This is a genomic window from Acetobacter zythi, assembly GCF_963921165.1.
Classification (GTDB): domain Bacteria; phylum Pseudomonadota; class Alphaproteobacteria; order Acetobacterales; family Acetobacteraceae; genus Acetobacter.
Map to the genome: position 1 here is coordinate 1 of NZ_CAWUEO010000001.1, position 23,814 is coordinate 23,814.

The 23,814-nt window shown below is 52.2% G+C and carries 20 protein-coding genes and 1 tRNA gene; 12 read left to right on the top strand and 9 right to left on the bottom strand.

Annotated elements, in window-relative coordinates; genetic code table 11:
- The 6 genes from AABE20_RS00005 to AABE20_RS00030 all read right to left on the bottom strand — a co-directional run.
- Positions 1-166 (bottom strand): 1-deoxy-D-xylulose-5-phosphate synthase N-terminal domain-containing protein (locus AABE20_RS00005; protein WP_338331840.1); only part of this gene is annotated, 166 nt, incomplete at its 3' end.
- Between the two features lie 4 nt (positions 167-170).
- The gene (locus AABE20_RS00010; protein WP_338331238.1) at positions 171-1,100 is read right to left on the bottom strand and encodes a polyprenyl synthetase family protein; all 930 of its coding nucleotides are present in this window, start codon (positions 1,098-1,100) and stop codon (positions 171-173) included.
- A 7-nt stretch (positions 1,101-1,107) separates the two neighbouring features.
- Positions 1,108-1,362 (bottom strand): exodeoxyribonuclease VII small subunit, encoded by a 255-nt coding sequence (locus AABE20_RS00015; protein ID WP_338331239.1) that lies wholly within the window; start codon positions 1,360-1,362, stop codon positions 1,108-1,110.
- Between the two features lie 84 nt (positions 1,363-1,446).
- Positions 1,447-1,683, bottom strand: coding sequence for a sulfurtransferase TusA family protein (locus AABE20_RS00020; protein ID WP_338331240.1), 237 nt, complete (start codon positions 1,681-1,683; stop codon positions 1,447-1,449).
- A gap of 76 nt (positions 1,684-1,759) precedes the next feature.
- Positions 1,760-2,545: an RlmE family RNA methyltransferase gene (locus AABE20_RS00025; RefSeq protein WP_338331241.1), complete on the bottom strand. Its 786-nt coding sequence runs from the start codon at positions 2,543-2,545 to the stop codon at positions 1,760-1,762.
- The gene (locus AABE20_RS00030; RefSeq protein ID WP_338331242.1) at positions 2,542-3,672 is read right to left on the bottom strand and encodes a Ppx/GppA phosphatase family protein; all 1,131 of its coding nucleotides are present in this window, start codon (positions 3,670-3,672) and stop codon (positions 2,542-2,544) included. Before AABE20_RS00030 ends, AABE20_RS00025 begins: the two co-directional genes overlap by 4 nt.
- Positions 3,673-3,865: 193 nt before the next feature.
- Between AABE20_RS00030 and AABE20_RS00035 the strand changes: the two genes are divergently transcribed.
- The 3 genes from AABE20_RS00035 to AABE20_RS00045 all read left to right on the top strand — a co-directional run bounded on the left by AABE20_RS00035 (position 3,866) and on the right by AABE20_RS00045 (position 8,520).
- Positions 3,866-3,939, top strand: a tRNA-Gln gene (locus AABE20_RS00035).
- Between the two features lie 766 nt (positions 3,940-4,705).
- A complete protein-coding gene (locus AABE20_RS00040) occupies positions 4,706-6,889 on the top strand; it encodes an EAL domain-containing protein (protein ID WP_338331243.1) in 2,184 nt (727 codons plus the stop codon).
- 131 nt (positions 6,890-7,020) lie between these two features.
- Positions 7,021-8,520: a protoglobin domain-containing protein gene (locus AABE20_RS00045; protein ID WP_338331244.1), complete on the top strand. Its 1,500-nt coding sequence runs from the start codon at positions 7,021-7,023 to the stop codon at positions 8,518-8,520.
- Positions 8,521-8,592: 72 nt separating this feature from the next.
- Here AABE20_RS00045 and AABE20_RS00050 read toward each other — a convergent pair whose 3' ends face one another.
- On the bottom strand, positions 8,593-9,576 hold the full coding sequence (locus AABE20_RS00050) for a hypothetical protein (protein ID WP_338331245.1): 984 nt from the start codon (positions 9,574-9,576) through the stop codon (positions 8,593-8,595).
- Positions 9,577-9,846: 270 nt separating this feature from the next.
- Between AABE20_RS00050 and aspT the strand changes: the two genes are divergently transcribed.
- From aspT to AABE20_RS00085, 7 genes are all read left to right on the top strand, one after another.
- Entirely contained in the window at positions 9,847-11,520 is a 1,674-nt protein-coding gene (gene aspT / locus AABE20_RS00055) for an aspartate-alanine antiporter (RefSeq protein WP_338331246.1), read from the top strand.
- 33 nt (positions 11,521-11,553) lie between these two features.
- The gene (locus tag AABE20_RS00060) at positions 11,554-13,146 is read left to right on the top strand and encodes a bifunctional aspartate transaminase/aspartate 4-decarboxylase (RefSeq protein WP_338331841.1); all 1,593 of its coding nucleotides are present in this window, start codon (positions 11,554-11,556) and stop codon (positions 13,144-13,146) included.
- A 495-nt stretch (positions 13,147-13,641) separates the two neighbouring features.
- Entirely contained in the window at positions 13,642-16,695 is a 3,054-nt protein-coding gene (gene fdnG / locus AABE20_RS00065; protein ID WP_338331247.1) for a formate dehydrogenase-N subunit alpha, read from the top strand.
- A 9-nt stretch (positions 16,696-16,704) separates the two neighbouring features.
- Positions 16,705-17,640: a formate dehydrogenase subunit beta gene (gene fdxH, locus AABE20_RS00070; protein ID WP_338331248.1), complete on the top strand. Its 936-nt coding sequence runs from the start codon at positions 16,705-16,707 to the stop codon at positions 17,638-17,640.
- Positions 17,640-18,293 carry a formate dehydrogenase subunit gamma gene (locus AABE20_RS00075; RefSeq protein ID WP_338331249.1) on the top strand — a complete coding sequence of 218 codons (654 nt, stop codon included), beginning with the start codon at positions 17,640-17,642 and terminating at the stop codon, positions 18,291-18,293. The genes fdxH and AABE20_RS00075 overlap by 1 nt, the downstream gene beginning before the upstream one ends.
- Positions 18,293-19,210: a formate dehydrogenase accessory protein FdhE gene (gene fdhE, locus AABE20_RS00080; RefSeq protein ID WP_338331250.1), complete on the top strand. Its 918-nt coding sequence runs from the start codon at positions 18,293-18,295 to the stop codon at positions 19,208-19,210. The genes AABE20_RS00075 and fdhE overlap by 1 nt, the downstream gene beginning before the upstream one ends.
- 70 nt (positions 19,211-19,280) lie before the next feature.
- Positions 19,281-20,492, top strand: coding sequence for a molybdopterin molybdotransferase MoeA (locus AABE20_RS00085; RefSeq protein ID WP_338331251.1), 1,212 nt, complete (start codon positions 19,281-19,283; stop codon positions 20,490-20,492).
- Positions 20,493-20,506: 14 nt separating this feature from the next.
- Here AABE20_RS00085 and mobB read toward each other — a convergent pair whose 3' ends face one another.
- A complete protein-coding gene (gene mobB, locus AABE20_RS00090) occupies positions 20,507-21,040 on the bottom strand; it encodes a molybdopterin-guanine dinucleotide biosynthesis protein B (RefSeq protein WP_338331252.1) in 534 nt (177 codons plus the stop codon).
- Positions 21,041-21,139: 99 nt separating this feature from the next.
- Between mobB and mobA the strand changes: the two genes are divergently transcribed.
- Together mobA and fdhD are read left to right on the top strand one after the other, a co-directional pair.
- The gene (gene mobA, locus AABE20_RS00095) at positions 21,140-21,778 is read left to right on the top strand and encodes a molybdenum cofactor guanylyltransferase (RefSeq protein ID WP_338331253.1); all 639 of its coding nucleotides are present in this window, start codon (positions 21,140-21,142) and stop codon (positions 21,776-21,778) included.
- Positions 21,768-22,601 carry a formate dehydrogenase accessory sulfurtransferase FdhD gene (gene fdhD, locus AABE20_RS00100; RefSeq protein ID WP_338331254.1) on the top strand — a complete coding sequence of 278 codons (834 nt, stop codon included), beginning with the start codon at positions 21,768-21,770 and terminating at the stop codon, positions 22,599-22,601. The genes mobA and fdhD overlap by 11 nt, the downstream gene beginning before the upstream one ends.
- Before the next feature lie 37 nt (positions 22,602-22,638).
- On the opposite strand, the gene AABE20_RS00105 is transcribed toward fdhD, so the two are convergent.
- Complete coding sequence (locus AABE20_RS00105) at positions 22,639-23,799, bottom strand: L-dopachrome tautomerase-related protein (RefSeq protein ID WP_338331255.1); 1,161 nt, start codon at positions 23,797-23,799, stop codon at positions 22,639-22,641.
- Between the last annotated feature and the right edge of the window lie 15 nt (positions 23,800-23,814).

Consider the following 23,814-nt stretch of genomic DNA (forward strand, 5'->3'; position numbering starts at 1 on the left):
CACCCGTGGTGGAAACCGCGTCTACCGTTTCGGCCCGCAGTTCGTCCGCCAGTTGCTTGAGCTGCTCAACAGACAGGTTGCGCAGGTCCGCGGGAACGCGAACACGGTCCAGTGCGGGAAAACGGCCAAGAGTGGGAATCGGTGACGCGGCGTTCTGGTCGGCCATGATCTCAGTTTCTCCGTTCGATCACGTAGTAGGCAAGATCTCGCAGCCGATCGGCCTGTGCCCCAAAAGGTGCGAGCTGGGCAATGGCGGCTTCCGTTACACGCATGGCCTCTTTTTTTGCACCATCAATGCCAAGGAGCGCCACAAAGGTAGATTTACCTGATGCTTCGTCCTTACCCGCGGTCTTGCCCAACTCTTCCGCCGTGGCTGTGGCGTCAAGCACATCATCCGCAATCTGGAAGGCGGCACCAATATTGGCGCCATATGCTCTCAGGCGTTGACGTAGGTCAGGAGATGCCTGACCCAAAATAGCCCCGGCCTCAGCCGAATAGCGGATCAGGCAACCGGTTTTGAGCGCATGCAGGTGGCGGACTTCATCCAAGGGCAGGGCGCGCCCTTCACCTTCCATATCGATCATCTGACCGCCGACCATACCAGCAGCACCCGATGCCTCGGCAAAGCTTTGGATCAGATCAATGCGGACATCCGCACTTGCGTGCGTCAGGGCGTCTGCCAGAATTTCAAACGCTTTGGTCTGCAAAGCATCACCGGCCAGAATGGCGGTTGCTTCGTCAAACTTGCGATGCGTGGAAGGCTGGCCACGCCGCATGTCATCATCATCCATGGCAGGCAGGTCATCATGCACCAAAGAATAGGCATGCAGCATCTCAACAGATGCGGCCACTCTGGCGGACTGGCTGTCGGGCACACCAAACAGGCTGGCGGTGGTCACAGCCAGATAGCCGCGCAGGCGCTTGCCACCGCCCAAGGTGGCATAACGCATGGCATCTATCAGCCTTGCATCTCCTCCTTTTGTGGGCGGAAGCAGGGCGTCGATCGCGCTTTCTATCACGTTCGCTCGCGCGCCCATGTCCTGCTTGAGGAGCGCAGCATCAGTTGCGCGAATGATTGTGGTTTGTGTCGGCTCAGTCATCGACGTCTCAGTCCATCGGTTTCATGTCCAACGACCCGTCGGACCGTTGCACGATCGCCTGCACGCGGGCTTCAGCTTCACTCAGCTTGGCCTCACAATGCTGCCGCAGGGCCGCGCCGCGCTCATAGGCCTTAATGGCATCTTCCAGCTTCATCTGGCCACCTTCCAAGCCGCGCACAATTTTTTCCAATTCGGAAAGCGCTTCTTCAAAAGACAGCGAAGTGATGTTGTCCGACATCGTGCGGGCGTCCCTATCCTTCATGAAGGGCAGCCAATAGCGCGAGAAGGGGCCTTCTGCCAAGCCTTGCATGTGAATGGCAGATGGAATTTCAGCTATGAGCGAAAATTATCCATCCTGCGCGCGCCGTTTGATCGTGAAGGAGAAAATACCATTTTCATCTGCGAACGAGACCAGAGCATGCCCTGTCTCCCGGCAGAAGACCTGAAAATCGGACACAGACGCCCGGTCTGTCGCCAGAACCCGCAGGCGTGCGCCCCCCGGCAACCCACGCAAAACGCGATTGGCTTTCAGGACGGGCAGGGGGCAGTTCAGCCCCCTTACATCAAGCACTGTATCGGTCATATGGAAACACTTCTACCCACACTCAGTTCACAGGGCCAAACTGGCCTTCCGGTCGGTCATTCCAAGCAATACCACCTTAACCCGTCAGCCTGTGAGGGCGGAAGCCGGTTGCCACAACGTAGAGTTCAGACGAATCCTTACGGCTGGCAGGCGGTTTGGCGTGACGAACAAGAGAGAAAGCCTGCTTTAAGGTATCAAGCATTGCTTTTTCTGACCCACCCTGAAAAACCTTGGCAACAAACCCGCCGCCTTCAGCCAGAATTTCGAACGCAAAGTGCAGGGCCTCCTCGGTCAGGCCAATAATGCGGATATGATCAGTCGGCCCATGCCCAGTTGTATTGGGCGCCATGTCCGAAACAACAAGATCTGCTTTCCCGCCCAACATGGTTGTCAGGGTTTCCGCCATATCGGGGGCGGTAAAATCACCCTCTACAATGTCGGCTCCGGGCACGGGGTCCACGGGGAGCAAATCAACTCCAACAACCCGCGCAGCACCACGTTTGACCAGAACCTGCGTCCAGCCCCCCGGTGCGGCCCCAAGGTCCACAACCCGCATGCCGGGACGAATGAGACCAAATTTATCATCCAGCTCAATCAGCTTGAATGCGGCCCGGGAGCGCCAGCCCTGTTTATGGGCAGCCTGCACGTATGGGTCATTCAATTGCCGCGCGAGCCATTTCTGCTGGGCGGTTGTGCGGCCACGCGCGGTTCTTAGGGCAACTGTTTGCGTACGCATTCTCTGCGGGGCATCGGAATCGTCCTTTGCCAGCTTGCCGCCGGGGGTTGCGCTACTTTTGCGTGCCCGTCCGGGAACGCGCAGTGTGGAAGAATGCCCTGATGAACGGGGTTTCTTGTCGCTCATAAACCTGTTGCCTGCATCAAATTCTGTGTGGAAAGAGCCTGTCGCACATGCTGGGGCCGCGTAGAGCGGCGTGACATGGAGGTGGCTTTGCGCAGCATGCGAAGAATCATGCCATCTCGTAACCCACGATCGGCAACAATAATATCCTGCATCGGCCATATATCGTGAATAGCTTCAAAAATAGCGCAGCCGGGCAGCACAAAAGGGGCACGGTCCGGGCCAATGCAGGGGTGATTTTCAATGTTGGCCAACCCCATTTCCTGCAACTTACGCATGGCCAGCCGGGCACTGCTTGCTGGAAGCAAAGACCCGTCAACTGCGGCACGTGCATAACGCGGGAGGTTCAGAATAAGACTGGCAAGGGTTGTAACCGTCCCGCTTGTGCCAATCAGCCGCACCTGATTGCGCCGAATCTCGGAGCGAATGCGATGAACACTCTCAAATTCATGCAAAAACGTGCGCGTATGCTCGACCATAGCGCGGTAACGCTCTGGTGTCAGGTTTTCCATGGGACCGAACTGCTCGGATAGCGTGACCACGCCTACAGGCAGACTAAGATAACCGATCAGGGCTTCTGTTTGTTGTGTGGGTTCTGTGCGTATCCAAGCTATTTCAGTGGACCCACCGCCGATATCAAACAGCAGCGCACGACCACGCGGCGGACCAAAGCGGTTATTATGAATAAGATTAGCGCAGCTTTCGACCGCCAGACTGGCTTCTTCCCGGCCTGAGATAATATGGATATCAAAGCCTGAAACAGCCTGTGCCCGCTGCACAAACGCTGGCCCATTAACTGCCCTGCGGCACGCCTCCGTAGCAACGGCCTGAAACAAACCGACCTTCCGCCGCGCCAACCGGTCTGCACAAATCTGCAGGGCCTCGACAGTACGATCCATGGCATCATCACTTAGGCGGCCGGTATGGTGCAACCCTTCTCCCAACCGTACGGTACGCGTAAAGCTGTCCACCACCCTAAAGCCACCAGCCGTTGGCGCAGCTATCATCAAGCGGCAGTTATTGGTGCCCAGATCCAACGCCCCAACAAATTCCGACTCCCCACCCCCGCCAGCAACGGTGGATAAAAGCCTGCTGACCGAAGGGCCGGCCACGGGAGGAGGGTAATCCATCTGTCCGGTCCTTTAAGAGCGAGGGTTGCACTGATCTTTGCTTATTCTGCGGACCGTAGCGGTCAGGGACAAGATAAATATGCATGCAAAACAAAATTCTTTTATTGGATGGGGTTGCAAGCCCATAATGACGGTGCTAGTAGAGCGTCACCGGCACGGAAGTGGTGTTTTACACTTCGGAACGTCGTCCTGCTGGGGGATAGTTTAGCGGTAGAACTACCGGCTCTGACCCGGTCAGCCCTGGTTCGAATCCAGGTCCCCCAGCCACATTTTCTTAAAAATGCATAGCATTCTTAAACACCTTTTCATTCCATAAATTGTTTTTTATTTAATTCAGCCTTGGCATGCCCAACGCTTATCTCTGACGCCAATATCAAACTTTACCCACCACCGCGTCACATAGGCATAGACCACCACATCACAATAAAATCATGCAGTTGAAAGGCAAAAAGAGGCGCTTGCACTCTTTTTACCAAAAGCAAAGCAGATCAAAAACTCGGAACCATTGCAAAAAAATTAAAACTTCATTAAACAGGCATCTGCATGAGGTAGAGTCACGACAAGCTAATTTGCGACCTGAATGAGTTCTGTCAGCTTATTGATATACTATATAAATATAGCCTTGGCATTAGAGAACAGGCGCCAAACATATTCGTAGCTTATTTAGGCATTCAGACACACCACAAAACCCCAAAAGGGTGAAATTCTGTTAACAAACCCTCAATGCACTTGATATTGTCTAAATTTTATTCTTTTGTGACGGCGTAGATGAATAAAAAGTGGATGATGCGTTTGATATTCTGACCTATGGAGCAGTCTGTAAATTCTGGCATGGCTGTGTGGGTTTATTATCTCGTACACTTATAATTTTTGAGGTCGTCATTATGCCAGATGACCAAACCTCAATTTGTTCACCGCAAGGACCATGCTTGCGGACTTAGTAATCGCAATGAGGTCATCCGGCTACAATCTTGCCAAAATAACGCCTTCGCCCTGCAACACTGCATATCCTAGACGCATTCAAGGCCCAACAATGCTCACATCCAACTCTTCGACACTGTCAAATGACACAACATTATATTTTGATATGCTTGAGCAGGCCGCCGACGGTGTTGTAATCATTGACCAGCTTAATCACGTTGTGTTCTTCAATACTGCGGCCGAACAACTCTGGGGCTGTTCCGCCGTGGATGTTATTGGCAAAAATGTGAATTGCCTTGTGCCGCTTGAACAGCGCGCGCAACATGATGGCTATATTAACCATAATCGCAATACAGGTGTTAATCACATAGTCGGCACCTCGCGGGAGGTGGTGTTTACGCGCACCAATGGTGATTATGTTGCGGCGGAAATGTCCATCTCAACCGCCATTATTGGTCCAGACAAACAGCGCTACTATATGGCCTTTCTTAAAGGTGTTACCGAAGAAAGCCATCGCAGAAAAATATTAGACCTCCAGAATCGCGTTTTTCATGAACTCTCTGGCGAATCTCCAGAGCAGGACATCGCAGACATGCTCTGCGCCGAGGCCGAACAGCTCGTTCCTAATAGTGTTGCTGTTCTTTTACAGGTGAACTCTGAACAAAACCTTGAGATTCTCTCGGGCGAGGGGCTATCGCGCAGAAAAATAGCAATGCTCATGCGCATTGTATTAACGGAAGCCGACAGAACCGCGCTCACGCAGGCTCCAGAAGAAGCGCGCGCCATTGTCTGGGGCAGCGACGCCGGGAATGGGTACGAAAGCGAATTTCTGGACTGTTGGGCTTCAGCCATTTGCAACGGGGCAGGGGAACTGATTGGCATTTTTGCCCTCTATTCGCGCAATCGGGATAAAATCACCAACTGGCCCCAAAAAATTGTCGCAGGGTGCGTTCCGTCCTGCGCGGCCATTATTGAGCGGGGAAAAACCCGCCAGCAACTGAGCCGTCTGGACCGTTATGATGCACTGACCGGCCTGTTAAACCGCAATGCCGTGACGACAATCCTGAAGGAAATGACTCTTCAGGCTGCTAATACCCCGTTTGCTTTGCTTGTGCTCGATGTTGACCTGTTTCAGGACATCAACAACCTCATGGGGTATGATAAAGGCGATGCGCTGCTGCAAACCATGGCCCAACGCCTGAGCGCGCAATGCCGCAGCAACTTTATAACCGGCCGATTGGGTGGGGATGACTTTGTGGTCATCATTCCCAATGGTGATCATGATATTGCCAATACCTTTGCAGACAGCCTGACAGCGGCAATGCGCGAACCGGTTGTTATCAACAGTCAGGAAATTATTATTTCGTTGAGTATCGGCATCAGCCTGTACCCTGACGATGGGCTGGAAATCGAGCACATTCTGAACCGTGCCGAAATGGCCATGCTTGAAGCCAAAAAAACCGCGCGGAAAAGCTTCCGGTTGCTGGGAAGCATTGCGAATGATGATGTAAGGGCGCGCGTTATTATTGGATCGGCCTTACGCAAGGCTATTCAGGATTCTGAACTGGAGTTGTTCTACCAACCCCAGATCAGCATCAAAAACAATATGCTCTATGGGGTGGAAGCCCTTTCCCGCTGGCATCACCCCACATTGGGCACTATTCCTCCCTCTCGTTTTATTCCAATTGCAGAAGAAACTGCTCAGATTGAGGCCATTGGCTTGTGGTCCTTGGAGGAAGCGTGCCAGCAGATCGTCAAATGGGATAAAATTGGCCTGCATGTTCCCATTGTGAGTGTGAACCTTTCTGCCGCACATTTCAGCAACCCCAGCCTGACGGAACAGATTGTCAATCTGCTTGCACGTTACAACCTTGCCGCTAACCGTCTGACGATTGAAATAACAGAAGGCGGCATGATGCAGCAGAACACAGAGACCATGACAACACTGACCGCTTTGCGAGAAATCGGTGTTGGTCTGTCTCTGGATGATTTTGGAACGGGCTTTTCTTCTCTGTCGCGCATTTCCCATCTGCCGCTCACAGAAATCAAAATTGACCGGAGCTTTATCATTAATTTTGAAAAAGATGTCAGTTCCCTGATTGTGACTGAAGCTGCAATCAATATCGGAAAAAGACTTGGCGTGCATGTGGTGACGGAAGGCGTGGAAGACACATTCCAGGAGGCGCGCCTTCGGACCATGGGATGTGATGTCATGCAGGGGTATCTGTTTGCCCGCCCCATGCCACCAACTGATCTTTTGCATTGGGTCCAGACCCGACCAGCCTTTACGCCATAACCATGACGTAAAGGGCTTCTAATCTACCGCACCCAAAGACTTAATCTAAATTGTACCAAATATTTTCTGGGCGGGAGGGCATTCCCGACCAGAAAACACAGCCACAGATAAACAGATGTAGGAGAAGTAAAATGAATAGCATCTCTACCGAAATAAGACATTCACAAAACCGTGCGCAGGATTTCGCGGATCTGGAGTATCGCCGCAAGTTCATGAAACTGACAGACAAGGACTGTGCCTCCATTCGTCTGATCAAAGACATTATCGACCGTGAACTGCCTATTGCACTGGATGCATTTTACGAACAGGTTCGTAAAACACCAGAAACAAGTGCATTTTTCCCAACTGAGTCCAAAATTGCACACGCAAAGAAGGCCCAGCAGGAGCACTGGAAAAATATTTCCTCCGCAAACTTCGATCAGAAATATGCGGAAAAAGTTCATACGATCGGTAGCGTGCATGCACGAATTGGTCTGGAACCACGCTGGTACATTGGCGGTTACGCCATTGTTATGGATCATCTGATCCGTAGCGTTATTACCGACCTGACGCCAAAAACTGGCCTGTTTGCAAAAAAAGCAACCATTTCCACTGAAGAAATGGGTGAAGCCATTGCGAGCCTGTGCACGGCTGTGATGCTTGAAATGGATCTGACGATTTCCGTGTATCTGGAAGAAGCAGAAAAAGCTCGCCAGAAGTCCCGCGATGAAGTGATCCAGAAAGAACAGACGTTTGTTGCCGATAGTTTTGGCATTATTCTAAGCGAGGTAGCAGAACGCAACCTGTCGCAGAAAATGGATAAAGAACTCCCCACAGCTTACATTCCAATGCGCGACAACCTGAATGGCGCCATTGAATCCCTGCGTGAAACACTGGGGATTGTAAACGACACGACAGAAACTATTGATATTACAGCCGGTGAAATTAACAGCGCAGCTCAGGATCTGGCACATAGAACCGAACAGCAGGCTGTCTCAGTTGAAAAAACTGCTGCCGCTGTGGAACAGATCACAGCCACGGTAACATCCACAGCAGCCCGCGTGACCGAAGCCAATACGTTTGTTAATAACTGCCAGAACATTACCGAACAATTCGGGGTGATGATCAACCGCGCCACGGCAGCAATGTCCGAGATCGAACGCTCGTCCGAAGCTATCAGCAAAATCACGAACGTTATGTCCAACATTGCGATCCAGACCAACCTGCTGGCGCTTAATACCGGCGTTGAAGCCGCACGGGCAGGCGAAGCCGGGAGTGGCTTCCGTGTTCTGGCGCAGGAAATCCGTGATCTGGCTAACCGCGCGGGGAATGCTTCCAAGGAAGTTAAAGAACTGGTGGAAACATCTCGTGGGCAGGTTCTGTCCGGTGTTTCCATTATGGAGGAGGCGGGGCACGCCATTAGCACGATTATTTCAAGCGTGGCCGACATTGGCGATCACCTGAAAGCTATTGCCGAAGCGGCATCTGAGCAGGCTACGGCATTGCAGGAAGTCAACAACGCCGTATCGACCATTGACCAAGGCACACGTCAGAACGCTGCCATGGTGGAAGAAACTTCAGCGGCAAGCTCAGGCATGGCGCAGCAGGCACGCCAGCTTAAAGGTTTGCTGAATGAATTTACCTTAGTGTAATTCGCAAACTGGCTGGGTAAAGTTCAGGCATCTCATCTTTTAGGTGAGATGCCTTTTTTGTTTTTACGAAACTTAATAAACCATATTAACGGCAAACTGCGGCGAAACTTTTACACCAGTATTATGCCCCGCATAGTATATTGCAGAACCAACGATCACCCCAAATCGAGGTGTCCAGCTATATTCCACGGCGGGCGCAATTTGCCAGTCTCCGCTACTACCTGCTATCCGGTCGACATGCTTGCCATGCGCATCCGTACCCCAGACACGCGAACCATTAGCCCAGTCACGCGCCAGATCCATTGCCAAAACCCAAGATTTATTCAGGCCATATTCTAAAGAAAACCCACTCTGGCCACTCATGCCCGGACGCCCACGACCATGAAACCCGGCTCCTGTTCCGTAACTGGTCACATCTTCCAACTGAGTAGAGGCAAGAGCATGACGGAACCACCCCCATGTTCTTAGGCGCAGAGCGTGGTTTCCATTCACAACGTATGTAGACTGCTCAGTAATGGCCATACGGAAAACGTAAGCTCCCGTGCCATTATTGTCTTGTTTGTTCTGTAATTTGTTATAATCCCCCGTGGGAAAATACACTCCTGCAAAAAGGTTAAATGCTGGAATGTATTTTTTGGGATCTGGGTCTATAAATCTCCAGACCATATCCACAGGAAAATCGCCAAATTTTGGGCCGGAGGAATGACCGTGGCCTCGCTCCCAGCCATAATTGACTACGGTATGGGCCTGAATACTTAAATGATCAGTAATACCATACTTCCACATAGTTGAGTTACTGAATGTCTGCTGCCGTGGATGCTGTGGGTGGCTACTCCCATCGGGGGCAAAATGCCCTATGGGCTGTGTGTAACTATAATATGGCTCAACACCCAATAGACCGGCATGAGCTTCCGCCCCGGAAGGGGAAACCAAAGACCCTGTGTACCATTGACCATCCGCTGCGTGAGCTGAACTGGTGTATAGAGCCAAAGCGATACTTGATGCGGCAAAAAAATACTGATAATTATTTTTGTTAGTTTTATTTATATTTACCATTTTTTTCTTTCATTGCCGCATACAATAAATAGATTTCAGGAGGCAAACGTTTAACATTAACAACCCGAAAAATCCATACAGTATAGAAATAATGTTAGATATAACTGGTAAGTGTAGTTTATAATTGTATCGTAACAATCCGCTTTAGCAACCATTTGTGCGTATTTATTTACTAAAGCTATAAAGAGTCACTTGACATTACGCTGCGTTACAACAGAGATGTAGGCTTTGAAAAACCAGAGAAGCGAAGCCTCTATCTGCATGGAAATAATGATTTTTGTTAAGACACTGCTCAATTCCTGCCCAGAAATCGCACTCTTTCTGGCTATTGCTATCGGCTACGGCATAGGAAAAATCCGCTTTGGCTCCTTCCAGCTTGGTGGGGTGGCCGGATCACTGCTTGCAGCAGTCGCTATCAGCCAGATTGGTATTCACATTGATTCCGGCATTAAGGCTGTGCTGTTTGCGCTTTTCATTTATGCCGTGGGTTTTCAGAGCGGTCCGCAGTTTTTTCGCTCTCTGGGGCGGCAATCCATGCGCGAAGTGCTTATGGCTGTTGTGCTGGCCATAAGTGGCCTGCTGACCGTTGTTACGGTTGCCCGCATCTTTCATCTGGATAAGGGGCTGGCCGCAGGTATTGCCGCAGGTGGGCTAACGCAATCAGCCATTATTGGCACAGCAAGTTCCGCTTTGGAAAAAATGGGGCTTCCCTTGGCTCAGGTCCAGCAGATGCAGGGGAATGTTGCGGTTGGTTATGCTGTAACCTATATTTTTGGCTCACTGGGACCCATTATCCTTTGTGTAAACGTTCTGCCATGGCTGACAAAACGCGGCATTCGTGAAGACGCGCTCAAAGCCGAGGCCGCCCAGATGGGAGGTGTCCACATCTATGCGGATGGGGAGCAGCCTGCATTGCCAGAACTGGTAGGGCGGGTCTTTACTGTCGGACAGACAGGGCTGACAGTCCAGAAAATTGAAACCCCGGCCGTTACAGTCGAGCAGATACGCCGCAAAGGCAGCGCACTCGGGCTGGCTCCAGAGACGCAGCTTGCTGTTGGGGATGAGGTTCTGCTGTTCGGGCACCGAGCCGAAGTTTTGGGGGCAGGGCAGGCGCTAGGCACAGAACTACGCAATGCCGAAGGCATGGACGTGACCATGGTCCGCCGTGACATCTGCCTGACTAATAAAGCATTTTTTGGCAAGACGCTTACAGAGTGTGTGCAAATGCTGGCGGCCTCCGCGCGCCATGGCGTCTACCTTGTGGGCGTCAGCCGTGACGGTAAGCCCGTTACAATCAATGCGGACTTACATGCCGCATCTGGCGATATTGTGTCACTTTATGGCACCAGTCAGGACGTGCAGCGGGTCGCAACTCAACTGGGGCCTATCCTGACCAATAGCGTTAAAACCGATCTGGTTTTCCACGGCTGTGGTCTGGTAATCGGGCTGTTGATGGGCCTTATCGTTATTCGTATGGGTTCTGTTCCACTCACTTTGGGGAGTGGTGGCGGCGCGTTGTTGTCCGGGCTTTTGTTCGGTTGGTACCAGAGTAAGCACAGCACAAAAGGGAACATGCCTCTGGCCTCTTCGTCCCTGCTGGTGGATCTGGGACTTTCTGGCTTTGTTGCTGTCACGGGGCTACAAACTGGCCAACAGGCCGTGGCGACCATTATCGAACATGGTGTTACGCTTTTCATGCTCGGTGTTGTTGTTACCCTTGTGCCGCTTGTTCTGACCATGCTGTTCGGGCGCTACGTGCTCCGTTACGACAATACAGCCATTTTTGCCGGAGCGCTTGCCGGTTCGCGCAGCGCCAACCCAGCCTTTGGCGAGGTTCTTAACAAAGCTGGCAATTCCGTTCCCACAACCCCCTTTGCCATTACCTATGCCGTGGCAAATGTGCTGTTAACCCTTCTGGGGCCTTTGGTCGTGGCTTTTTCCTGACCCTGTTTTGCACTTTACGAGAGCGAGAACATGATGGCTATTGATTACGCAAAATTCAAAAACCTTAGCCCCTTTGAGCTAAAAGACGAGCTTATTCGTCTGGCATCCAGCCGTACGGACCGTGCCATGCTGAATGCTGGTCGCGGCAACCCTAATTTTCTGGCGACATTACCCCGTTCGGCTTTTTTCCATCTGGGTCAATTCGCGGTTGCTGAATCTGAACTCTCTTTTTCCTACATGACCGCTGGCGTTGGTGGGCAGGCTCGCGTGGAAGGGATTGAGGAAAGATTTGAACGCTTTCTGTCCGAAAATCGTGACAAAAATGGAATCTTCTTCCTTGGTCGGGCTTTAAGCTACGTACGCGATCAGATGGGCCTGTCCGCCTCCGCATTCCTGCATGAAATGGTCGAGGGAATTCTGGGGTGCAATTACCCAACCCCGCCACGCATGCTGAGCATGAGCGAAAAAATTGCAGGCCTGTACGTTCTGCGTGAAATGGTAGGAAGTTCGCTGCCGGTTGAAAGCACGGATTTTTTTGCCACAGAAGGCGGCACTGCCGCCATGGCTTATATCTTCAATACGCTCAAACAGAATGGTCTGGTTAAAAAAGGGGACAAAGTCGCCATCGGCCTGCCTGTGTTTTCTCCTTACATTGAAATTCCGCAACTGGAAGAATACGGGCTGGAAGTTGTTTCCATCCATGCTGACCCAGATATGAACTGGCAGTACCCTGCGGCGGAACTGGAAAAACTGAAAGACCCCGCAGTCAAAATTTTCTTCTGCGTCAATCCCAGCAACCCACCATCCGTCAAAATGGATGATGCATCTCTGGAACTGATTGCATCAATCGTTAAAAACGATCGCCCGGATCTGATGATTCTGACCGATGACGTTTACGGCACGTTTGCTGATGACTTCCGCTCGCTCTATGCGGTCTGCCCCGCCAATACTATTCTGGTATATTCCTTTTCCAAGTATTTTGGTGCAACCGGCTGGCGCCTGGGGGTTATTGGTGTTCACAAAGACAACGCCATTGATGGCCTGCTCCGCGCCCTTCCAAGCAGCACCCAAAAGGCACTTGGTCGCCGCTACTCAAGCCTGACAACAGACCCCGATGCGCTCAAGTTCATTGACCGCCTTGTGGCCGACAGTCGTGCCGTGGCTCTGAATCATACGGCGGGTCTTTCCACCCCCCAACAGGTGCAGATGGTGCTGTTTGCACTTTTTGCCCTGATGGACGAAACAGGTCATTACAAAGCGTCACTCAAGGCGGTTATCCGCCGCAGGGAAGCAACGCTGTACCGCGAGCTTGGTGTTCAACCAAAAGAAGACGCGAATGCCGTCGATTACTATACGCTTATCGACCTAGAGACCGTTGCGCGTGACCTTTATGGCAAAAAATTCGCCAAGTGGATGCTTAAGCGTGCCAGCACGGGCGAAATGCTGTTCCGCATAGCGGATGAAACCGGCATTGTTCTGCTGCCCGGTGAAGGTTTTGGCGTGCAAAAACCAGCAGCCCGTGCCTCTTTGGCAAACCTGAGCGAATACCAGTATGCCGCCATTGGCCGCGCTTTGCGTAAAATGGCAGATGAATATTATCAGGAATTTCTAAAAGCCGATGCATAAGGGCATACATGGGTAAACAGACATTCAAACCCACCTGTTTTCCCTAGTAATCCGTCGTCTTAATGTGGTGTGGAGCTGACAAAAGCTCCACACCATTTTTGCTATAAATGCCACCTGATCACAAACTATACCTTTGCGATCAGGTATCTACATTCCACCAAAATAAAATGATTGCTCAACGCCGCAGGCTTAACCTGCGCACCCCCTTATTTCCCATTAGGGGGGGCAGGGATTCAGACTGATTAACAGAGCCAAGTATAATCCAAGCAGGAAGGCTAGCTGTCTATATTCCGGTAAATATAGACAGCTAGCCTTCTCTGATCCGTCCCGCTATTTCATGTATGTTTTTATGCAACACTCATGCAGATTTATGCATAAAATATTAAATATTTGGTTAGATGGTACCAAAATGTGATCCGGATCAATGCTTGAAGCCGCAAAGTATATATATGCTAAAGCGTATTACTATTTCTTTACAAAACCGGGATGGTTCAGATGGCTCTGGGGCGCAGAGAGTTCTTAAAGGGTGCGGGCACATGCGTAGGGGGAGCCAGCGCCATTGCCCTTGGTTTTGCCCCTCCACTGGCTTTTGCGCAAGAAACACGGCAGTACAAATTACTGCGCGCAAAAGAGACACGGAATAATTGTACATACTGTTCCGTGGGGTGCGGGTTGCTTATGTATTCTCTGGGTGATGGTGCAAAAAACGCCAAACCCAGTATTTTTCATATCGAAGGTGACCCAGACCATCCCGTAAGCCGTGGTTCCCTATGCCCCAAAGGGGCCGGACTGGTTGACTTTATTCACAGCGAAGGTCGCCTGCATTATCCATCCTATCGGGCGCCCGGAAGCAAGGAGTGGACACGGATCAGTTGGGAAGAAGCCACTGACCGGATTGCCCGCCTTCTTAAAGACGACCGCGATAAAAATTTTATTGAAAAGAACGAAAAAGGCGAAACCGTTAATCGCTGGCTCAGTACCGGCATGCTTGCCTCATCCGCCGCCAGTAACGAAACGGGGCTGCTGGACTTCAAGTTCGCGCGGTCTTTGGGCATGCTGGCGCTGGACTGTCAGGCCCGGCTTTGTCACGGACCAACCGTTTCCGCTCTCGCGCCTACTCTTGGGCGGGGCGCCATGACCAACAACTGGGTAGACATTAAAAACGCTAATGTTGTGCTGATTATGGGCGGCAATCCGGCGGAAGCACACCCAGTTGGCTTCAAATGGGTCATGGAAGCCAAAATCCGCAATGGCGCCAAGGTTATGGTTGTGGACCCGCGGTTCAACCGTAGCGCCGCAGTGGCCGATTTTTATGCACCTATCCGCGCAGGATCAGATGGCGCATTTTTGCTGGGGGTTATTAACTACCTTCTAACCCATGATCAGATCCAGCATGAATACGTTAAGTCCTACACCAACGCACCTTTTGTCGTGCGTGAGGACTTTAGTTTTCATGAAGGGCTTTTTAGCGGTTATGATGCGGAAAAGCGAAGCTACGACAAATCTTCGTGGGCATATGAGCGCGATGCGCAGGGCTACGCGGTTGTTGACCCAACACTGCAAAACCCACGTTGTGTTATCAACCTTCTGCGCCAGCATGCTGCGCGTTACACGCCCGAAGTTGTGGCGCAGATTACAGGCACGCCCGAAAAAGACTTCCTGCATGTCTGCGAAACACTGGCGGCAACCAGCGCGCCTGACCTGACATCCACCATTTTATTCGCACTTGGCTGGACACACCACACCAACGGCACACAGATTATCCGTACTGCCGCCATGATCCAGCTTCTGCTGGGCAATGTTGGTATGCCCGGTGGTGGCCTGAACGCCCTACGTGGGCATTCGAATATTCAGGGCTATACGGACCTTGGCCTGCTTTCTCTCCGTCTTCCGGGTTACATGAACCTCCCCAAGGACACCCAGCAGACGCTGGATGGCTATTTACAGGCCGTAACACCCCATGCGGATGAACACGGGCAGGTCAACTACTGGCATAACACGCCCAAGTTCTTTGTCAGCTTGATGAAAACATTGTGGGGCGAGCACGCGACCCCCGCAAATAGCTGGGGCTACGACTGGCTACCAAAATGGGACCGCAGTTACGATATGCTGGCCTATTTTGAAATGATGCATCAGGGAAAGGTCAACGGCTACATTGCGCAGGGCTTTAACCCTCTGGCCGCCATGCCGGACAAAAACCGCATGCGCGATGCCCTGTCCAAGCTGCGCTTTCTGGTCACCATGGACCCGCTGGATACGGAAACATCCAACTTCTGGCAGAATGAGGGTACCTTTAACGATGTTCGGCCTGAAGATATTCAAACAGAAGTCTTCCGACTCCCCGCGTCCTGCTTTGCGGAGGAAAATGGTTCCATCGTCAATTCCGCACGCTGGTTGCAGTGGCACTTTGAGGGGGCTAAACCTCCGGGGGACGCATGGAATGATGGGCACATCATAGGCACCATCTTTACCAAACTCCGCGCCCTGTACGCAAAGGAAGGCGGCGCTTGCCCCGAACCCGTGCTGAACATGCAGTGGAATTACAAAGACCCCGAAGACCCCACGCCAGAGGAAGTGGCCAAGGAAGCCAACGGGTATGCGCTGGCTGACATAACGGACGACAAAGGCCGGGTTGTTGTACGCAAAGGCGAGTTGCTGCCTGATTTTTCAGTGATGAAGGATGATGGCAGCACAGCCAGTTACTGCTGGATTTTTGCCGGTTCATGGACCGAAGCAGGCAACCAGATGGCCCGCCGCGACAACACCGATACAGGTCTGGGTGCCACACCCGGTTGGGCATGGGCATGGCCTGCAAACCGCCGCATTCTGTACAACCGCGCCTCGCTGGATGTGCAGGGGCGTCCATGGGACCCCAAACGGCAGATTATTGCATGGGACGGCCAGCGCTGGGGCGGAGGCGATGTGCCTGACTACCCCGTAACATCTCCCCCAAACAGCGGGGTGGGGCCTTTTATTATGCATAGCGAGGGTGTCGGCCTTCTGTTTGCCGGTGGGGACAAGCTGGTTGATGGGCCTTTCCCCGAACATTATGAACCGACGGAGACCCCGGTTCTGGCCTCGGCATTGGGTAAAACTGCGCTCAGAAACCCGGCAGCGCGCTTTTACGCAGATGAAAAACCCCGTATGGGCGACCCAGCCCAATACCCCTATGTGGCAACAACCTATTCCATTACCGAGCTGTTCCGGCACTGGACAAAGCATTCCAGACTGAACGCCATTATGCAGCCTGAACAGTTTGTTGAAATTGGGGACAAGCTGGCTGGCAAGCTGGGCATTAAGGCAGGAGACATGGTGCGCGTTTCCTCCCACCGTGGGCATATCGAGGCCAAGGCTGTGGTGACCAAGCGCCTAAAACGGCTGAACGTTATGGGCAAGGACCTTGATCAGGTTGGCGTGCCCTGCCACTGGGGCTTTAAGGGGGCCACCCGCAAGGGTTATCTGGCCAATACCCTTACTCCTGCTATTGGGGATGCCAATTCCCAAACGCCTGAGTTCAAAGCTTTTCTTGTTAATGTTGAGAAAGTCTGAGGTGCGCTGATGGGTATGCAGTCACAAGACATTATCCGCCGTTCCGCCACCAACGGACTGACGCCACTGCCACAAGCCCGCAGCCATGAACAGGAAGTGGCCAAGCTGATTGACGTCTCCCTTTGCACAGGCTGCAAAGGATGTCAGGTCGCCTGTTCTGAATGGAATGATCTGCGTGATGAGGTCGGGCATAACGTGGGGGTGTATGACAATCCCGCCAACCTGACCCCCGAGACATGGACCGTCATCCGCTTTGATGAGAGAGAGGACGAGGCTGGCAAGCTGGAATGGCTTTTGCGCAAAGAAGGCTGCATGCACTGCGCGGAGCCGGGCTGCCTGAAAGCCTGTCCAAGCCCGGGGGCGATTTTGCAGTTTGCAAACGGCATTGTCGATTTTCAATCCGAACAATGCATTGGTTGCGGGTACTGCATTGCCGGTTGCCCGTTCGATATTCCGCGTATCAGCCAGAAAGATAACCGGGCCTATAAATGCACACTCTGTGCAGACCGGGTGGCCGTGGGGCAGGAGCCTGCCTGTGTCAAAACCTGCCCGACAGGCGCCATCTCCTTTGGCTCCAAAGCCGAGATGAAAGACCTTGCCGCCACACGGGTTGAAGAACTCAAAGGGCGTGGGCATGACGGGGCAGGGCTGTATGACCCCGCGGGGGTTGGGGGCACACATGTTATGTATGTTCTCACGCATGCAGACCAGCCCAGCCTGTACCACCGCCTGCCTGATGACCCGCACATAAGCCCCGTAGTACGTGGTTGGAAGGAATGGCTTAAACCCGTTGGCGCACTCGGCTTTATAGCCACATTGGCCGGGGCTTTTGTCCATTACATGGGTGTGGGTGCAAACACGACGGATGAAACACCCCCGACTGAGCCTGAAAAAGAACTTGAAGATGCGGAACAAGGCCCGAATAAAGACGGGAGGGATGCGTAATGGATAAGAATAATCTGGTCTTACGTACCAAACTTATTGACCGTATGTTCCACTGGAGCATGGTTTCGTGCTTCACGCTGGTCGCTCTTTCTGGCCTTTCATGGTTTTTCCCGAGCCTGAACTGGCTCGGGTATGTGCTTGGTCCGCCGCAGCTTGCAAGGGTCCTGCATCCCTTTTTGGGGATCGCTGTTTTTGGGCTGCTCATGTGCATGTTTGTCCGTTTTGTGCACCACAACCTTTTCGTCCGCACGGATCTGGTGTGGTTCAAACACATTGTGGACGTGCTGCTGAACAAGCATGGGCAAAAACTACAGATTGGCAAATACAACGCGGGGCAAAAAATTCTGTTCTGGGGAATTATGTCCCTTATCAGTCTTTTATTTGTCAGTGGGTTAATGATCTGGCGCGCATATTTTGCCGCACTTTTCCCAATCCCCGTTCTACGGCTGGCACTTCTGGCGCATTCAGTGGCCGGGCTTGCTCTTATATTGCTGGTTATCGGGCATATTTACATGGGCATATGGGTCCGTGGTTCAATTGGTGGCATGATCAGTGGCTATGTGTCACGCGCATGGGCACGCCAGCACCATGACCGCTGGTATGAAGAGGAAGTTGCTCCGACTAAACCTCTTCCTTCCAAAAGGCATGGCTGATGCTGACACCGTCCGACATTGTTGCTCCGGATAAACGCACTCCCGGCGTTATGGCAATTGAACCTGCCATTTTTCCCATGCTGGGGTCGCTTTATGCACGGCGCATAAAACGGTTGAACGCACAGGCCGAACTGCAAAGAGAAAACAGAGATTACTTTCGTTTTCTCTCTCAACTGGTGCAGACCCAACAGCAGATTCTGGCGCAGGCTCCGCTTGATCAAACGGAGGCTACGGCCATTCATGCGTTGCTTAAGCATGGACCAGACGACACGCAGCTAGGAACCAACCTATCCAGCTTACAAAACTGGCAGTCTGCTTATACAATTCTGGCAAAACAGCTTGCTCCCATGCTCCCACCAGATATGGGACAAAGCCTGTGTGATCTGTCCTCCAACAAAACCCTGCTCATTAATAATGCAGCGCATCTTTTGCGCTCGGACTACCAGCAGGTGAACGCCGGTGTTGCCGTTGTTGTGTGGGCAGCACTGTCCTCCAGTTGGGCACAAGCCATAGCACTCCGGCAGAACGAGGCCGTTGTACACCCTGCAGCGCAGGCCGTTTGCTGCCCCTGCTGCCATGCTCCCCCCGTTGCCAGTCTGGTACTTGGAGGCGCGCGTGAGGGCATACGATACCTGCAATGCAGCCTGTGCGAGGTCCGCTGGCACAGAGTCCGCGCTGTTTGTGTTGACTGTGGTGCGAGCGGGAAAATTGACCACTGGACACTGGATGACGCCAAATCCGCTATCCAGATCGAAACCTGTGGTGATTGCAAAAGCTACATCAAAACATTTCGTCTGGACTATGACCCCGAACTAGAGGCCGTAGCAGATGATCTGGGTAGCCTGTCTCTGGACAAAGCCATGGAGGAAGAAGGTTTTGTGCGTGTTGGCATAAACCCGTTTTCTTTCCCTGCGTAACAACGTCATGGACTGTAGTGTGCATTTATCTCGACCATCGGCAGTAATTGGACATACACAAGCCCCAGCCATGGTGGAGTATGAGCAGGCACAGTCTTTTTTATCGGCTCTCATCAAAAAATTGCCTGCCCCAGAGGTTGAATATATTCCCATCAGCCAGGCAGATGGGCGCATTTTAGCCAGCGATCTGCATGCGCTCACGCCTCGGCCGGAAGCAGATATTTCCGCCATGGATGGATATGCTTTTTGCTGTGCGGACATCCCAGATACCAGCTTACAGACTGCACGCATTCCCTTACGGGACTATGTGGTCGCAGGAGACCAGCCAGAACCGCACCAAAGGGGCACAGCCGCTACAATTCTAACCGGTGCTCGCCTGCCAGCCGGTGCGGACTGCGTTATTGCGCGTGAACGCGTTGAGGTCCGCAATGGCATGCTTCACCTTGCCCGGCCTGACATAGCAGTTGGTAAAAATATACGGCAAAAAGGGGAAGAGTTTTCGGTAGGTTCCCTGCTTCTTGCCGCCCGACAAAAACTTGACTGGCGACACATCGCCCTGCTGGTCAGCCAGAATGTAAAACAGGTCGCTGTTTATAAGACCTGTCGGATTGGCATTATTGCGAGTGGTGCCGAATTTGCTCCCAACGCTCCTGACAGTCGGGCGGAAATCAATACCCCACTCCTGCAGGCTATGCTGCAAAGCAAAGGGATACGTGTTCTCAGCCGCGTGGTCGGTTCTGATAGCCCGCAGGAACTGTTCGATACCATAACCGAACTCGCGGCTCAGTCCGACATTCTTATAACAACTGGTGGAATATCTGTTGGTCAGACAGATAATGTCCTGCCTGTTATGGAAAAACTTGGGGCATCCTGCGTGTTCCGGCGGGTAAAAATGCGACCGGGCAAACCATTTACGCTGATGCTGCTGGGACAAAAACCCGTTTTTTGTCTTCCCGGAAATCCGGGGGCTACGGTCATATGTGCCCAGTTTTTTATTCTACCGTTTCTCCGTTCGTTTATAGGTTGTGAAGGGGAATTAAGCGCATCTTCCCTTATCGGTGGCAGAAGCGATTTTGCGTGCCTCCCCCCATCTGATGCAACATGCTTTGTGCCAGTTACTTATGCACCAAGCGGCAAGGAAGGTGTTTTTTCCCTTGTGCCATCACAAGGTGCATCTGACATCCTCTGTTTTTCCCGCGCGGATGGGATCTTGCGTATTCCTGCAAAGCAAGGTCTGCATGTTGGTGACTGGTGCTACGCAAGTCCATTTTGCCTAGCATAAGTAAATACAGAACTTTATTGCCCAGTTTCCGCCCAGACAAAGGCATGCTCTTGAATATAGGCTGCAATGGACTTTGTATCATCTACTGAAAAGAAAATCTTTTTATCGTCAGGGTTACGTAAAGATGAATTGTCCGCAGCAACAGCCTGAATATGGGAGGTGTTTGTAAAAAGTGGCTGCTTTCCCGTTACAGATCGCCAGACCTCCATACTGGCTGGCACATCGGCGTGAAAGCCTTCAACCAGAATCAGATCAACGGGCTGCATGGCTTTTACCAAATCATGCAATGTTGGTGGTGTTGCACTCTGATGCTGCAAAACCCAACGGGCAGGCGTTGCCAACATAACTTCCGAAGCGCCACTTTCCCTATGCAGGAATGTATCTTTCCCCGGCACATCCATATCCACACCATGGTGGGTATGTTTGATTGTGGAAACACTCAGCCCTTGCTGGCAAAAAAACGGGATAAGACGGCTGATAAGATGTGTTTTACCAGACCCACTCCGTCCGATAATGCCAAAAATCCGTTGTGTGCGATAAAGAGGCATAAGGACCAAGCCAACCCGGGTTGCATTAGAGGGAGCCGTTGATTTTTAATCAGGCTCACGCACAATGACCAGCACAAACAGGTAGAGACAAATTTTATTATGCAGCACACCATAAAAATTGCAGGGCTGGTACTGGCGGGCGGGCAGGGCAGGCGGATGCATTACGCCGACAAAGCTTTTATGGAGGTCGACCACAGGCCCTGTATGGACTGGGTTATTGCCAGCCTTAAAAAACAATGTGCCGGTATTGCCATTAGTGCCAATGGCGATGCGCAAAGATTTAACGCATGGGACTACCCTGTTCTGGCCGATACACAACACAACGTAGGCCCTCTTGCCGGATTACTGAGTGGGCTGGAATGGGCCGAGGCCGCAGGCTTTGACGCCCTGCTTAGTGTGCCAGTCGATACGCCCTTTATTCCGGACAATCTGGTCAGGGCTTTGCTGCCGGCTCCGTCTTATGCTGTTTATGCGGAGCAACGCCACTCTTTGATCGCGTTATGGCCTGTTGCTCCTGCCCGTGCATTGCTGGCGGCACAACTGGCAGGCATAACGGAACAGAACCAGAAACAGAAGACACGGGTTTGCACACTGGCCTCGGCCCTGAATGCCCGCGCGGTTGACTTTGCACCTTTGTTCTCTGTTGACCCGTTCCTCAATATTAATACCCCTGAGGATCTGGCAGAAGTGCGCACCCTTGAACATATTCTGGCACGGAGCGACTACCGTGGAACATGAGCATTTACCATTTACCGTTTCAACCCCCAGTCGGGCAGAGCGGATAGTTTGGGAAAAATCCAGTACCCACGCAGTAAAACGAACTGAAGACACTCTACAACTGGCAGAAGAAGTGCCTTTGGCATTGGTCTATAATAGCATTGAATACGCGGTCATGATGGTTACACCGCACAATGTTGTTGATTTTGCCATCGGTTTTTCCATGACTGAAGGTATTATCAAAAATACATCTGAAATCAAAAATGTTTCCATACTTCCTATCCCCGGTGGATTAAAAGCTGACCTCCGGATAAGTGCCGATGCACTCCGTACGGTCCTTGCGCGCAGCCGTCGGCCAATAGCTGGCCGTACCAGTTGCGGTATTTGTGGTTCGGACATGAACAGCGTTGTCACACGTGTTCAAACCACTGTTCAGCCTTATACCCCCGACTTATCAGCAATACGCAGCGCGTTAGCATGCCTGCGGGAGCACCAGACGCTTAACGCTGGAATTGGCATGCTGCATGCTGCTGCATGGTGCAGCACCAATGGCAATATCACATCGATCCGGGAAGATGTGGGGCGGCACAATGCTCTGGACAAGCTTATCGGGCATGGTTTGCAAACTTCCCTGGATTTTACGGATGGGTTCTGCCTAATAACCAGCCGTTGTTCCTACGAAATGGCAAGCAAAGCCATTGCGGCAGGTATGCGAACACTTGTTTCCCTCTCCGCACCTACGGCATATGCACTCAGAACAGCGCAACAGGCAGGGCTTACGCTTATCTCCCCCGCCCGGACTGATAATATTTGCATTCTTCCTTCAACACCGCAAAACCTGTGACTTAACACTCAGTTTTCTTTTACCCCCAACACCTGCTTTAATGTGTGGCGGGTGGCGTAATGGGTATTTTGGCAACCAAAAAGGGAGCTTTGCGCATATCCTGCCCATTATGCAGGCGGGGCAGGCGGCTCCACTGCCCTAACACAACATAAACCGCATGCTGATCGGCAAAAATACCATCTGGCCAAACAAACCGTGGATCGGATGCGACTAGGTCAAATGTGCCATCCGGGTTGCGGCGGAACACGGCATCATGGTCGGCTGCTGTGGTGTAAATTCGGTTCCACGGATCTGTTGCCAACCCGTCCGCGGCACCTTTTTCTCCCTCATCCACAACCAGAGATGCCAGTTGAGCGGAACTGACCGTAAAGTCGGCCAGTTTGTCTGTTGGCAAGCTGTATAACCGCCGGCTAGCCAAGGGCGCGTAATAGACACGCCCAGAATCAACAGAAAGGGTAATCCCATCCGCCCCACCTGCGGGAAAAGTCGGGTGGGTAGGGTCATAATGCAATACCCGCCCATCCAAGACGGTCTGATATCCGGTATCTGGCAGGACTGAGACCGTATTCTCCAAAACGCGACGCTGCTGGCCAGTGGCCAGGTCCAGCACAACCAGCGCGGGATGCCCATCAAACGAACTATCCGTGACATAAGCCATCCCTTTTGCACCATGCGTCAGATCAACGCGCAGATCGTTCATATGGCTTTGGGGGAGTAGCGCACTGGTTAGGGGAACATTGGCAATAATCTGCCCGGTTGTGGGGTTAATCCCAACCACTTTGGCGCCACCAGCCGGAATTGGCTGCCCTTTGATCTTACCATCATCAATAACCCACAGGTTTCCCCGCGTGTCTGTTGTCAGCCCATGGGGGGAAATCAGGCGCGACTGCGGGGGACCATCTGACGAGGCTGAGAATGCCGCCGAGGGAAAAGGGATCAGCCGACCATTTTTCCACTCTGCCAGAACCGGGCCGGAATGGTCCCCATCATGCTTGGGAAAAGTGAGGAACAGCCGCCCATCCACCACGGCAACGCCGGATGGGTCTGGTGCGGTTATGCTGGCAACAATCTGGACTTGTCCATTACGGCCAAAAGCAGGGTCATTATTGTTGATTATGGGAGTAGCGCGCACTTGCACAGCGTTCAGCATTCCTGCCAAAAAACTGGCGGTTAGTAAGGTCGTCCCGATTTTATACATTCTTACCTCCCTAAT

What these genes read in the sequence shown, in the direction of transcription:
- AABE20_RS00010 (WP_338331238.1), bottom strand. Translation starts at nt 1,100, where the DNA reads ATGACTGAGCCGACACAAACCACAATCATTCGCGCAACTGATGCTGCG.
- AABE20_RS00015 (WP_338331239.1), bottom strand. Translation starts at nt 1,362, where the DNA reads ATGAAGGATAGGGACGCCCGCACGATGTCGGACAACATCACTTCGCTG.
- AABE20_RS00020 (WP_338331240.1), bottom strand. Translation starts at nt 1,683, where the DNA reads ATGACCGATACAGTGCTTGATGTAAGGGGGCTGAACTGCCCCCTGCCC.
- AABE20_RS00025 (WP_338331241.1), bottom strand. Translation starts at nt 2,545, where the DNA reads ATGAGCGACAAGAAACCCCGTTCATCAGGGCATTCTTCCACACTGCGC.
- AABE20_RS00030 (WP_338331242.1), bottom strand. Translation starts at nt 3,672, where the DNA reads ATGGATTACCCTCCTCCCGTGGCCGGCCCTTCGGTCAGCAGGCTTTTA.
- AABE20_RS00040 (WP_338331243.1), top strand. Translation starts at nt 4,706, where the DNA reads ATGCTCACATCCAACTCTTCGACACTGTCAAATGACACAACATTATAT.
- AABE20_RS00045 (WP_338331244.1), top strand. Translation starts at nt 7,021, where the DNA reads ATGAATAGCATCTCTACCGAAATAAGACATTCACAAAACCGTGCGCAG.
- AABE20_RS00050 (WP_338331245.1), bottom strand. Translation starts at nt 9,576, where the DNA reads ATGGTAAATATAAATAAAACTAACAAAAATAATTATCAGTATTTTTTT.
- aspT (WP_338331246.1), top strand. Translation starts at nt 9,847, where the DNA reads ATGATTTTTGTTAAGACACTGCTCAATTCCTGCCCAGAAATCGCACTC.
- AABE20_RS00060 (WP_338331841.1), top strand. Translation starts at nt 11,554, where the DNA reads ATGGCTATTGATTACGCAAAATTCAAAAACCTTAGCCCCTTTGAGCTA.
- fdnG (WP_338331247.1), top strand. Translation starts at nt 13,642, where the DNA reads ATGGCTCTGGGGCGCAGAGAGTTCTTAAAGGGTGCGGGCACATGCGTA.
- fdxH (WP_338331248.1), top strand. Translation starts at nt 16,705, where the DNA reads ATGGGTATGCAGTCACAAGACATTATCCGCCGTTCCGCCACCAACGGA.
- AABE20_RS00075 (WP_338331249.1), top strand. Translation starts at nt 17,640, where the DNA reads ATGGATAAGAATAATCTGGTCTTACGTACCAAACTTATTGACCGTATG.
- fdhE (WP_338331250.1), top strand. Translation starts at nt 18,293, where the DNA reads ATGCTGACACCGTCCGACATTGTTGCTCCGGATAAACGCACTCCCGGC.
- AABE20_RS00085 (WP_338331251.1), top strand. Translation starts at nt 19,281, where the DNA reads ATGGTGGAGTATGAGCAGGCACAGTCTTTTTTATCGGCTCTCATCAAA.
- mobB (WP_338331252.1), bottom strand. Translation starts at nt 21,040, where the DNA reads ATGCCTCTTTATCGCACACAACGGATTTTTGGCATTATCGGACGGAGT.
- mobA (WP_338331253.1), top strand. Translation starts at nt 21,140, where the DNA reads ATGCAGCACACCATAAAAATTGCAGGGCTGGTACTGGCGGGCGGGCAG.
- AABE20_RS00105 (WP_338331255.1), bottom strand. Translation starts at nt 23,799, where the DNA reads ATGTATAAAATCGGGACGACCTTACTAACCGCCAGTTTTTTGGCAGGA.